Raw genomic sequence first — 12,700 nt, forward strand, 5'->3', positions numbered from 1 at the left:
ACACTTCTTTCTGTCAACGTTTTTAGATCACAATCACCATAATTGCCAAAATTGATCACTGCTTATTAATCGATTTGGAGTTATCCCCCATAACTGATGTATTTGTTGACGAATTAAGGTTGCCTGAGTCGTTGCATTCATATCACCTTCACAAAGACCTAATCCTATTTCAACGGGCTCTGGCATATTCGGATAATAATCATCTGCTTTTACTTGGGCGACATTTGGTGCTTTGGGAGAGTGTTTTAATTCTCTGGAAAATGCCCCATCCTTTCTTTTTAATCGTTCCATATTTGTAATCGTGATTCTTGTAATCTCTTCTAATTCCTGCTCAGGAATCTCTTTTTGAAGATACGATAATAAATCTATCGGATTACGAATATAGCACATATCTACTGCATCTTCGGTTCGCAAACATGCTAAAATGCTTTGATAAATCTTTTCCTGGTTCGGCATCGGTATCTGATATTTCCGGTAAAAGGTGTGTAATTTAAAAGTGCCGGAAAGTCGGACATATAACGAACCTTTCCCCCATAAACCTGTTTTGGGATCTTGTATTTCTGCTAGTAACCTCGTCATTGCCTGCACAAATTTATCTCTCTTATTTTCCTCCATTTGAGCGATGTAAACGGTGGAAGAAGCTAAGAGGTCACAACCACGCCAACTGTTTCGTAAATCAATACTTCCCCATTTTTCTTGGTAAGCCTCTAATGATTTCGTGTAGGCGGGCGCTTGCTTTACCTCCACCGGCATCTTATATAACGGTTCAGCTCCAAGTCTTTTCAAAGAATGATAGGCATAATTTAATGCCCGATGGACCATTACTTCGTCTTTTGCCATTTGTGGATTATTATCATAAAAATAACCGGTATGCTCCCCCTGTTTCGACTGGAAGAACTGAATAACCTTACTTTTAGTTGCAAAGGGCATCCCTTCCAAAAGGTTATACCTCAATAAAATATTGAGCGCCTGTGCTGTCGATTCTATATCGGGTGTAAATCGGTCATCACTAACCGAACTCCTTGCATAATAAAACCCACCTGTTACAGGATCAAACTGCTTTTGCAGCCAATAAAACAATCCATGAAACATACCATCTAATTGTAATTGTTGCTGTTCTCTCCAATTCATTGTTGATACTTCCTCTCCTTGACACCATTAACCTTTAACAGATCCTAACAAGGCACCCTTCGCAAAGTATTTTTGCAAAAATGGATAGACAAGTAATACAGGTACTGTCGCAACTACAATGGTTGCCATTTTTACCGTTACCTCTGGAGGTGGTACATCGGAATAAGCTTCTGCGTCATAGTTCATCCCGCTCGCCAACACAACAATTTGTCTTAGCAATACTTGCACGGGCCATTTATCTGCATCTGCTAAGTAGAGAATCGCATGCATATACGTGTTCCAATAGGTTACGGCATAAAATAAAGAGATCGTTGCAATCGCTGGTAATGAAATCGGGATAACGATTCGAAATAAAATACTGAAATCATTAGCACCATCTATCTTTGCTGATTCTTCCAAACCTGCTGGTAAATTCATAAAGAAACTTCGCAATATAATCATATTAAACGCATTAATCGTAACAGGTATGACAAGTGCCCATAACGTATTCAATAAACCGGTTTGCTGAACTACCAAGAAGGTTGGAATCATTCCGCCATTAAACAATAATGTGAAAACAATCATAAAATTTATCGCACGTCTTCCAACAAGGTCTCTCCTTGATAACCCATACGCGGTTAAGGTAGAGAAAAACATGCTCCATAATGTTCCTCCCACCGTTATAATTACTGATACGCCTAAAGCTCTAAATATCGTATCTGTTGAAAAAATATACTCGTAAGCCTTTAATGAAAATTCCGTTGGAAATAATAAAAATTTAGTTCTGGCAACTTCTGCACTTGTAGCAAACGAACTACCAACAACATGAATAAATGGTAATATCGTTATCAAAGCTAACAGTGCTAATAAAAAATAATTAAAGTAATCAAATACTCTACTACCGGCAGAGATTCTTCGTTGTTTTGCCATTTTTTACACCTCGCTTATTGTTGTATTTATTAGTAAATGCCTTCCTCGTCAAATCTCTTCGCTAGCCAGTTCGCAAATACAACCATTATTAAACCGACTATACCTTTAAAGAAACCGACTGCTGTACTATAACTAAATTGACCTTGCTGTAAACCGGCCACATAGACATATGTGTCAAAAATTTCCGCCACATTACGGTTAGATGCATTAAGTAATAAATAAACATGCTCGAACCCTAACTCTAAAACATCGCCAATTTTTAAAATTAACAAGACAATAATGACGTTTCGAATAGCTGGTATCGTAATATGCCACATTTGTCTGAAACGATTTGCTCCATCCATTCGTGCTGCTTCATATAATTGAGGATCAACCGCAGTTATCGCTGCTAAGAAAATAATCGTACCCCAACCAGCTTCCCGCCATATTACCTGTAAAATATACATTGGCCGAAACCAAGCATCGTTTAGTAAGAAGTTGATTTTTTCAAACCCTAACGAATCCACGATAGCGTTTACAATACCGCCATCAAGGGTTAGCATTACATAAGAAATCGAGACAATTACAACCCATGACATAAAGTGTGGAATGTAAATAAGCGTCTGAACACCTCGTTTAAAAAAACTATGTCGTACTTCATTTAACATTAACGAAATAATGATCGGTATTGGAAAAAAGATAAATACTTGAAGACCAAATAATACTAAAGTGTTTTTAAAAATCATCCAAAATTCAGAACTTGTAAATAACCTTGTGAAATGCTCAAATCCCACCCATTCACTTTCCGATATACCTTTATATGGTTTATAATCTTGAAACGAAATAATTAATCCATACATTGGTAAGTATTTATAAATTAAAAAGTAAATCAAACCTGGCAGAATCATTAAATAAATCATTTTGTTGCGCTTCACTTTTCTCCATGTTTCTGATCGTTTCATTCTTTTTACTTGTTTTGATTCTTCTTTTGCGGTAAGTGTAGTTGATTCCATAAGCAGTATCCTTTCTCAAAGTTTTCTTTTCTATTACCTTGGCTTATTCAAATCGTACGTTAAAAGGATATATAACGTAAATAATCATTATCTTACGAGTTACTTCAATCACTGTTGTACAGGTATTTTCGTGGAAGTATTAGTTCATACAAGCAACTAACATAACATAATGATCATCTCCCACCTTCATCCTTAATCATCAAACAACCTGCTTAATACAAAGGTTGCTGTAAAGTAAATTTTTGCGTTGTAGTAACTTTGATAGAAAATATGAGTGTAACAACCGCTCCGGCTTGCCCACTTCGCTTTTACCACGGGCTTAAGTCAACATCTGCTCAAGCAAGCTTTCGCAGTGTATCCTATACCAGGGGGCGCGGCTTCAGCTAATCCCCTAGGAGTCGAAGTGGACGCCTACGCAAAGTATAGTTCTACAACAACGCAAGAGTTTAAATAACGACTTCTATCTCATCATGTAGACGAAACAATAAACAATTCTAGAAAGCTCGAATTGATATCTATTACAACCGTTGTAAAATATATTTATAGCGCAGGCCGCCCACTTTCACTCCTGTGGGAATGTTTTACCTGAAGATCCACTTTTTCATGCGTTCTTTGCTTGAAAAAGTTAGCTGAAGGGAAAACCCCACGGAAAGGAAAGTGGGCAGCCGGAGCGGATGTTAACCAGTTAAAACAATTTCAAAATTACCACATCATATATTGCGCAGTATCTTCCTTTACACATCAATTTGATTTATATTCTTATGTTTTGTATGCTTTCTTTTCTTTCGTGATATAGAGGGGGCTCTTAAAATTTAAATTTTAAGAGCCCTATTTGTTCTGTACTTAATTAGTTTGATGCATTGAATTCCTCAATAATTGCATCTCCACCTTCGTTTTTCCATTTCTCGATGGCAGCATCGAAACCTGCTTCATCAATTTGACCTAAAATATATTGGTACGTTGCATCCGTAATACCTTCTTGTAAGATAGCACCATCATTCACATATGTTTCAGAATATAACGGTACAGTAGGGTCTTCGATTAGGTAGTTTTCATTGTCTTTAAATAATTCTTCTGATTTTGCTTTCACTTCGTAGTCGAAGTACCCTTCATATCTACCATTTGTCTCTGGTTCACCAATTTCAAGCGCTTGATATGGTTTAACCTCACGATCAAATAATGATTGATCATCAGTTGGTAATGCACGATCTTCTTGAACTTCGTAGTGTTCTCCTTCAATTCCCCAATAAGCATAGTTCATTACTTCGGGTGTCATTAGTTGGTCTATAAAGCCTAAAATTTTCATTAAATCTTCTTCCGTTTCAACTGCACTTTTCGGAAACATCATTAAACTACCATAACCAGGAATTGCCCAAATACCAAATTCACCATCTGGCCCTTTAATATTATTGTGAACATCAAACTCTACATCCGGATTAATGGCAACAGCGTCATTGTTGAGACTTCCTACGTCCCCCATTGATCCTACATACATACCTGCTGTTCCGTTTTTAAAGAATTCTTGCTGGTCGGGTTTACTCGTTACTGGGAAATCTTGATTAATATATCCGTTTTCATGCATTTCTCTAAAGAAATCCATGGTCTGTTTATATTCATCAAACATAAATTCCGGTAATAATTGCCCATCTTTTTCACCCCAATTATTCGGAGTACCAAACCATGAGGAAACTGTTTTAAATGCTCCATATATTAAATCACTACGATCTGTTACGCCAAATGTATCATCTTCACCATTTCCGTCTGGATCATCTTCTGTAAAGGCTCTAGCCATTTCCATGAATTCATCTGTTGTAGTTGGTGCTTCTAACCCTAGATTATCAGCCCAATCCTTACGATAAATTAAACCTTGTCTTGATAATGGACGACCTTGATATAATGTATAAAGATTTCCGTTAACTCGCGTATTATCAAGGACATTACTTTTAAGCTTGGATAGATTTTCGAACTGATCTAAATATTGACCGACTTCCCAAAATTGTTCATCTTCCATGGCATCACGGAATTGAATAAATGTCGCTTGGTTCTTAAGAAAGACTGCCTCAGGTAGTGAATTCGTTGCAAAAGCTGTATTTAAGCGATCTTCATAGTTGTTATCAGGTACCCACTGAATCTCAATGTCAGTGTTTGTTGCTTCTTCAATTTTTTCTAATACTTTTTCATTAGGAACTTCTGGTGTGTGTAAGTTTGCCATAATCGTGAATGCATATGGCTCTTCTGATTCCTCTGCACCTGAATCATCCTCTGCTTCCTCATTAGTGTTTTCTTCTGATGAAGTGTTGTCACTATCATCCTCTGAAGCACTATCACTATTACATGCAACTAATGTAAGCATTAATAGTAAAAACATGATTCCCATTACCGTTTTCCAATTTCTCAAATTAACCACCCTCCGAGATTTTATTTGATTTGTACAGCAGTATGTCGTGTACACCATTAATAGTAAGGAGTTAAAAATTCTTTGTATATAATCACTTTATCAGAGTTACTTGAAAACGCTTACCTATAAAGCATTAATTTTAATATTTTTTTTAAAACAATCATTATTTATTCTAGTTAATAATCATCTGCAAAAATGATTATTTTGTTTATCTAAAAAGTAAATATTCCTTTAAATATCTGACCTTCACCCAACTAATATGATGATTATTTTTTGAAAGCGCTTCATTTTTACTATTTACGGATTGGAAAGAAACGAGTATTCTATATATATTATCATTTATTTTACAGAAATAGGTGGGGTTGCATGGAGTTAACAGGAATATGGGGCGGTTTTTATCGGATTAGTGTATGGGTTACTCGATTTGCATGGTTAAATATACTATGGATCGTTTTTACTTTAATTGGTTTCATCTTGTTTGGGATTATGCCTGCAACGATTGCTATGTTTGCAGTTGTGCGGAAGTGGGTTTTAAAAGAAGTTGATTTCCCTGTTCATAAATTGTTTTTTCAGGAATATAAACGTAACTTCTTTCGTTCCAATTTATTCGGTCTCGTACTTTATGTCATCGGGTACATTTTATCCGTGTTTTTGAAATATACAGGAATGATGAGTGAAAGTGACTTATATCCTTTGCTTTTTGGCATATTCATATTAGCAAGTGTTTTTTATGTTTTGCTGATCCTTTATATTGGCCCAGTGTTTGTCCATTATGAACTTGGTTTTTGGCAGTATATTCGTTATGCGGTATCAATAGGAGCGGTTAATTTACATTACTCTATCTGTGCGCTAACTGTTTTAGCTGGAATGTATTACACTTCCCTAAAATTCCCTGGTATTACACTTTTCTTTAGTTTTAGTGTAAGTGCTTATATCAGTATGTTTGTTATCAATATAGGTTTTAATCAGTTATTAAAAAAACAACAAGAACAGATAGAGGAGTCAACCCTTTCAACTTCCTAGCGCTATACTTAGTTACACAAAATATATCGATATGAGGAAGTATACTTATGAAAAAATTCTCAACCAAACATTATTTTCAATTGATTGCTTTTTTAATTATATTAAGTACGGTTCCTGTAATAATTACAGGCGGTCTATCGTATTGGCAGTCATCAAAAGCTATTGTTGACTATTCAAATGATGAAAAAAAACAAAATATTTATCAAATTCAAACAAATGTGGAACAAGTGCTCCGTTATATTGATTTATCTACTACTTATTTCATACGTTCTGCACAAACGAGAGAATTCATTAATCAAGATATGAATGCCAGTTCCTTCAGTGAATTTCACAAACTTCGGAAGGACTTAATTCACTTACAAACCATTGAGACTGGTATTGAGGATATCGTTTTAGTCAGCTTTGAAAATAGGTGGCTGATTAATAACAATGGGCTCGTAAATCTAGATAGAGATACCTATGAACAAATAAACACGAATTACTTGAGTTTATCAGAGAAATCCGTGTGGCTGATGGAGGAAGCAGATCATATTCATTTACCTAATGCAACTAAGAAGAGTTGTTCTCACTATATTAACTTAGTAAAAAAGCTTCCGATTTTATCCTCTAAGCCTGAAGGATTAATTTCTGTCATTATCCCTATTTGTGAGTTAAATGAAATTATGGCTCAAAGTAATGATAGTGAATCATTTATTATCCTTGACGAGAACAATCAAACGATCGCTCACAGTAACACGGAATATATGGGAGATGATGGTTATATACCTAATGCATTATTTAATGAGATTGACCGCGAGGAACTAGAAGGTCAATTTGAATATCAAATTAATGGTACGGATTTTAAAATTTCCTATCAAACCTCTAATTATAATAATTGGACCTATATATCTTTAGTGAAATTAAGTGATTTACATATGCGATCCAGTTCTATTGGCTGGTTAACGTTAACGATTGTTTCTATTCTATTAATTATTTCATTATGTATCGCATTCATTGGCAGTAAAGTATTATATCGACCAGTTAAAAAGCTCAAAGATGTTATCTATTCTACTGGCGAAAAACATGACATTTCTTCTGAGACAACTAATGAATTTGATTTGATTGAAACACATATCGAAAAACTCTTAGATCAAAATCATTTATTGGAAAGACGTGTTCAAAGTCAAGTTACCCAATTAAAACAATTATTTATGATCCGATTGCTTCAAGGGAAAGTAACTAAGAGCGAATTACCACATAAGTTAAAGTCATTTCATTATAGCCAGACATGGACATGGATTACAGTATTTTCTTTAAAGATCGATGAAATTGATCAGGAACGATTTAATAGCAATGATCAGGATCTTATTTTATTTGCCATTAATAACTTAATAGAAGATTTAATTCCAACCAGTGAAAGATTCACACCAGTAGTGATCAATGACACACAGTCCACTATAATTATTACAGAGTGTGATAATGAAGCAGATTATACACATACCATTAATCAAAAGGTGAAACTTATACAATCAAAAGTAAAAGAATTATTTCATTTATCAGTTAGTATTGGTATCAGTACACGCTTTAGTGATTTAGAAGCTACCAACAGCGGATTCAGAGAAAGCAAGGAAGCGTTAAAATACCGTTTAAAGATGGGTGAGTCGTCGATTATTTTCTATGAAAATTTAAACCGGCGTTATTCCAGCGTTGCTCCGTACCCTTCTGCTATTAAAAACAAAATATTTGATGCGATTAAATTAAGTGATAAGGACCAAGCCTTAACAGAACTTACTAAGTTTTTCGATTACCTGGATCGTCACGATATCCATCATCAACAGTTGGAAATTATTTTATCGAGGTTTTTGTATGAGTTATATGAATTAAAGGAATTGTTAGGAGCATCTGTGGAGGGTTTCCAGTCTACGGATATGATTACTTATTATCAAAACTTTAGGTCTATTGAAGCAATCCATGACTGGGTTATTAACCAGATCATTCTTCCGCTTATTGATAATGTAGATGCAAGAGATGATTCTAAGAATAAGAAAATCTCTGACAGGATGATACGAATCATTCATAGCAATTATGATAAAGATATTTCTTTAGATTTAATTGCTGCAGAATTACATTATAACCCTAACTATCTTAGTAGTATTTTTCAGAAAGAGACAGGATATTCTTTTAGTGATTATTTGTTACGTTATCGTTTAAACAAGGCAAAAGAATGGTTAACCACGACAAATATGTCCGTAAAAGAAATAGCTGAAAAACTAAAGTATAATAACTCACAAAATTTTATTCGATCCTTTAGAAAAATGGAAGGCATAACACCTGGAAAATACAGAAGTCAATATAAAACCAAAGAAGCGTAAAAAATTTACAAAGAGGTTAAAAAATACTATTTGTCTAAATTAAAAACATTCACGATAAAATATATATTGTTTCGCATTATAAGGAAACTACGCACTAAATGGGGTGGTAATTTTGAGATGAAATTTGTGCTTAAAATCGCTTCGGCTTGCCCACTTCCCTTTCCATGGGCTTTTTCCTTCAGCTAACTTTTTCATGCAAAAAACGCATGAAAAAGTGGATCTTCAGAAAAAAGGATCCCATAGGAGTTGAAGTGGGCGCCTACGCTTAATGAAATTCTACAACTTTTGTAAATGCTAATATTTTTGGTTCTTTCTACAAATAATTACCACAAAAGATGGTGATAAAAGCAAAAATGCATCCTCTTGCTTTAGCTGAAGGGCATAGAAAAGCGAAGGCGTCCGTTTTCACTCCTGCGGGATGTTTTTACCCTAAGATCCACTTTTAAGCGAATTTTGCTTAAAAAGTTAGCTTAGGGTAAAAACCCGCGGAAAGGAAAACGGGCAAGTCGTAGCGGTTGCAAAGCACATATAAAATCTCATAATTACCACTTCTGCTATGTCACAGTATCTTCCTAATACGCATGAAAATTCATACGATATCGACGTTTACTCTAATAATCGTTTGGATTTTTATAGTTATAAAGTATTTCTTTGCAGGTCCTTTTATTCTCCAATTAAGACGCGTAACACATTAGGGTGATCTGGGAAGGTTTTAGTTCCTGCTCCATACCCAATATGCTTCACCTGCATACTTGGCATTTCGCTAAATTCAGAAACTAATGTTTTAATAATTGCTGCTCCTGTTGGTGTTGTCAGCTCTCCGGTTATCGTACTTTTTTTAAGTGGTACATCTTTCAGCACTTCTAAAGTAGCTGGTGCCGGTACTGGATAGATACCATGATCGATATGAATATGACCTGATCCTACAGGAATTGGGGAAGCAATAATTTGATCTACTTTTAGGTGATCAACTAAAACCGCTACTCCTACGATATCAATAATAGAGTCTATAGCACCTACTTCATGAAAATGAACATCTTTTAAATCCATTCCATGAATTTTTGCTTCTGCCTCACCTATTTTTTTGAACATATCCAGGGAAATATTCTTTACGACCTCATTCAATTCACTCTCTTTAATCATTTTTACTATATCCTTATAGGTACGGTGATGGTGATTGTTATGTTGATGATCATGCGTATGACTATGGCTATGGTCATGATGATGTGAATCCTCAGTGAAGATCACATCAAATTTATTACTATTAATCCCATTTTTTATTACTGTATCTAGTTTTAGCTTATACTCTTGAGAAAGATTTAATTTTGACAATTGTGATTCAAACCATTCAAATGAGATTCCTGTATCCAGTAATGCTGCTATGGTCATATCTCCACTGATACCCGAAAAACAATCGAGGTACAATATTTTAGTCATTTTCCTTTCCTCCATTATAATATTTATCACGATTTTTCGTTCGTACTATCCCACTTAATGTTTCGAGATCTAACAATGAAGTTATGTGAGAAATTTACGGACGTTAACTTCCTGATAAGTTTTGTTTTACTCTGTTTTATTTTATATGATTCACTATTCATCAGGCAAACAAAAGAAGGACTATCTATCAAGATAGCCCTTCCATAATAATTTATTATTCTGTTACTTGAGATTCAACTGCTTCCTGTGCAGCATCCAATGCTTCTTGTGGTGTTTGTGAACCATCACGTAGAACGTTATTCAACGTATTTGTGTTAATTTCAGTTGCAACATCTGGCGTATATTGTGAAACATTGATCGCATTAATTTCATCTTGTACTTCTGTCAATGTATCAAAGATATCATCACCAAAATATTGGAAGTATTTATTGTCTTCTAGTACTTCCGGATGATCCCAAACATCATGACGTACTGGGTCAAACCCTAATACTGTCCAAATCTTAATGTTGGATTCTTGAGAAAGCTTCGCATAAGCTAAAAACTCTTTTGCTAATTCTTTATTTTCTGCTTGGTTTGTTACAACAGTACCAGTACCACCCATACCTGCGGAACGGTTTCCACCTTCTTCAAATGCTGGTAAAGGACGTACTACCATTTTACCTTCTAAGTCTGGCATACTATCAGTGAATCTACCCATATACCAGATCGGCATTGCAACTGCTGCCGCTCCACCATCACCCATATATGAATAATATTCTTCTGCATGTGGTTCATTACCTGGCGCTACCTCAGCAATACCTGATTCTTGCATGTCTTTTAGTAACTGTAATGCCTCCACGTTTTCTTCTCTATTAATGGTAATGTTGTCATTTTCATCAATGAAGTCTGATCCTTGTTGTGAAACTAATTGGAAGTATGGTAGATAATCACCTGGGAATGTGTTATACATAACGGCATCTGTATTTGCAATTACTTCTTCACCAGCTGCCTTGAAATCATCCCAAGTTTTGATGGAATCTATATCCACACCAGCTTCATCCATAATTTCTGTATTATAGTACATTACAGATGCCCCTACGTGAGTTGGCATTCCATAGTAATTTCCATCTTTTGCATAAATGTCAAAACGAGATTCAACAAAGTTATCTAGTTCTGGTTCCACATATTCGTTCATCGGTTCTAACTGTGGTTCACCTTCCATGTAGTTAGGGAAACGCGCAATTTCAATATCTGCAATGTCTGGAGCACCATCACCAGATTGTAATGCTAATAATAAGTTATTATGCATTTGATCAAATGGATATGTCTCAGCTGTTAAATGAATGGGACGATCTGAATTTTCCTCGTTCCATCTTTCTGCTGCATCAATGTAAAAATCCACGTGTTGTGCTGCAAATGTCCATAAACTAATTTTGGTAGCTCCTTCTAGATCTTCCCCAACAGTTGAAACTTCATCTGCCTCAGTACTAGATTCGTCATCTCCACCGCCGCAAGCAATTAAGAACATTGCAACTAGACCGAAAATTAAAGCTAATAAACTTTTTCTCTTCATTTTTTTACCCCCTAAAAAAATAATTTATAAAATCAGTAACCGCTTTCAACAATTGAAAAATAATAAACGAAGTCATCTGTTTTGTAACCTGTTCGTACAAGATTAAGTTTAAACAAATGGTCGCTTCGTTATCATTCACATCGTTGTTAACTATAAGATACCATTACGTCTGTTATTTGTCAATAAGTTTTTGAAGTTATACTAATGAATACATTGATTAATTCTATGATTAATCACACACTTCGACAAATTAGTACGTACATGATTTATTCAGCTGCATCAATTTTTTTGAAAACTTTCACTGAAAAATAAGCCACAGATATCGTAATTAAGCTGATCGTACAAAAAATCAACATGCTTGGAAATTCTAATGAGATGTACAATATAAAAAATATAATCAAACCTTGCATAATAGTTATCGGCAACTTAGTTATACCAATAATTAAAGCATTCTTGAAATATTGAAATATAGTTGAATCATAATGACTTAACAATGGAAAAATCCACAAAACAAGAATTCCATACAGGAATATGACAAAGTAATAAGAAAAAACAGCAATGATTGAGATTTGATCACCTAACTGCAGTAATATTTGATAATTCACTATCAATATAATGCCAACTACAGTTATGATAATTCCAATTATATTTGATTTAACAAATTCCTTTTTATACGCTTGTTTAAAAGACTTGAAAACTGAAACTACTTCTTTTTTTTGCACCCATTTTCTTGCTACTGCAATAGCAGCTGTAGTAGCCGGGAATATCCCACCTACTACAAGTCCTACTAATGAAAATCCTATCCAGAGAAAATTTAACCATGCTACTTGTAATATTATTCTTAAGAAGCGATCTAACGAACCTACAATTTGCTGTCCAAACATCTTTGTCACATCCTAATTAACAC

At 34.8% G+C, this 12,700-nt stretch carries 9 protein-coding genes; 2 read left to right on the forward strand and 7 right to left on the reverse strand.

What is annotated here, in order from left to right; genetic code table 11:
* Positions 1 to 33: 33 nt before the first annotated feature.
* The 4 genes from BUC25_RS04185 to BUC25_RS04200 form a co-directional block, all read right to left on the reverse strand.
* Positions 34 to 1,131, reverse strand: a complete 1,098-nt coding sequence (locus tag BUC25_RS04185; RefSeq protein WP_073199932.1) for a hypothetical protein — start codon at positions 1,129 to 1,131, stop codon at positions 34 to 36.
* 27 nt (positions 1,132 to 1,158) lie between these two features.
* Entirely contained in the window at positions 1,159 to 2,040 is an 882-nt protein-coding gene (locus tag BUC25_RS04190) for a carbohydrate ABC transporter permease (RefSeq protein WP_073199933.1), read from the reverse strand.
* Positions 2,041 to 2,069: 29 nt separating this feature from the next.
* Positions 2,070 to 2,981: an ABC transporter permease gene (locus BUC25_RS04195; RefSeq protein WP_244535140.1), complete on the reverse strand. Its 912-nt coding sequence runs from the start codon at positions 2,979 to 2,981 to the stop codon at positions 2,070 to 2,072.
* 898 nt (positions 2,982 to 3,879) lie between these two features.
* Entirely contained in the window at positions 3,880 to 5,409 is a 1,530-nt protein-coding gene (locus BUC25_RS04200) for an extracellular solute-binding protein (protein ID WP_073200497.1), read from the reverse strand.
* Positions 5,410 to 5,796: 387 nt separating this feature from the next.
* On the opposite strand from BUC25_RS04200, the gene BUC25_RS04205 reads away from it, so the two are divergent.
* Both BUC25_RS04205 and BUC25_RS04210 read left to right on the forward strand, forming a co-directional pair.
* Complete coding sequence (locus BUC25_RS04205) at positions 5,797 to 6,453, forward strand: YesL family protein (protein WP_073199937.1); 657 nt, start codon at positions 5,797 to 5,799, stop codon at positions 6,451 to 6,453.
* A 47-nt stretch (positions 6,454 to 6,500) separates the two neighbouring features.
* Positions 6,501 to 8,804 (forward strand): AraC family transcriptional regulator, encoded by a 2,304-nt coding sequence (locus BUC25_RS04210; protein ID WP_073199938.1) that lies wholly within the window; start codon positions 6,501 to 6,503, stop codon positions 8,802 to 8,804.
* Positions 8,805 to 9,467: 663 nt separating this feature from the next.
* On the opposite strand, the gene larC is transcribed toward BUC25_RS04210, so the two are convergent.
* The 3 genes from larC to BUC25_RS04225 form a co-directional block, all read right to left on the reverse strand.
* A complete protein-coding gene (gene larC, locus BUC25_RS04215; protein ID WP_073199940.1) occupies positions 9,468 to 10,241 on the reverse strand; it encodes a nickel pincer cofactor biosynthesis protein LarC in 774 nt (257 codons plus the stop codon).
* 214 nt (positions 10,242 to 10,455) lie between these two features.
* The gene (locus BUC25_RS04220) at positions 10,456 to 11,793 is read right to left on the reverse strand and encodes an ABC transporter substrate-binding protein (RefSeq protein WP_073199942.1); all 1,338 of its coding nucleotides are present in this window, start codon (positions 11,791 to 11,793) and stop codon (positions 10,456 to 10,458) included.
* A 266-nt stretch (positions 11,794 to 12,059) separates the two neighbouring features.
* On the reverse strand, positions 12,060 to 12,677 hold the full coding sequence (locus BUC25_RS04225) for a YesL family protein (protein ID WP_073199944.1): 618 nt from the start codon (positions 12,675 to 12,677) through the stop codon (positions 12,060 to 12,062).
* Positions 12,678 to 12,700: the final 23 nt, after the last annotated feature.

Origin of the sequence: Gracilibacillus kekensis (assembly GCF_900143085.1) — a bacterium.
GTDB lineage: Bacteria > Bacillota > Bacilli > Bacillales > Amphibacillaceae > Gracilibacillus > Gracilibacillus kekensis.

Bases quoted from the DNA above. Each gene is read 5' to 3' on its own strand.
- BUC25_RS04185 (WP_073199932.1), bottom strand. From the start codon at position 1,131: ATGAATTGGAGAGAACAGCAACAATTACAATTAGATGGTATGTTTCAT.
- BUC25_RS04190 (WP_073199933.1), bottom strand. From the start codon at position 2,040: ATGGCAAAACAACGAAGAATCTCTGCCGGTAGTAGAGTATTTGATTAC.
- BUC25_RS04195 (WP_244535140.1), bottom strand. From the start codon at position 2,981: ATGAAACGATCAGAAACATGGAGAAAAGTGAAGCGCAACAAAATGATT.
- BUC25_RS04200 (WP_073200497.1), bottom strand. From the start codon at position 5,409: ATGGGAATCATGTTTTTACTATTAATGCTTACATTAGTTGCATGTAAT.
- BUC25_RS04205 (WP_073199937.1), top strand. From the start codon at position 5,797: ATGGAGTTAACAGGAATATGGGGCGGTTTTTATCGGATTAGTGTATGG.
- BUC25_RS04210 (WP_073199938.1), top strand. From the start codon at position 6,501: ATGAAAAAATTCTCAACCAAACATTATTTTCAATTGATTGCTTTTTTA.
- larC (WP_073199940.1), bottom strand. From the start codon at position 10,241: ATGACTAAAATATTGTACCTCGATTGTTTTTCGGGTATCAGTGGAGAT.
- BUC25_RS04220 (WP_073199942.1), bottom strand. From the start codon at position 11,793: ATGAAGAGAAAAAGTTTATTAGCTTTAATTTTCGGTCTAGTTGCAATG.
- BUC25_RS04225 (WP_073199944.1), bottom strand. From the start codon at position 12,677: ATGTTTGGACAGCAAATTGTAGGTTCGTTAGATCGCTTCTTAAGAATA.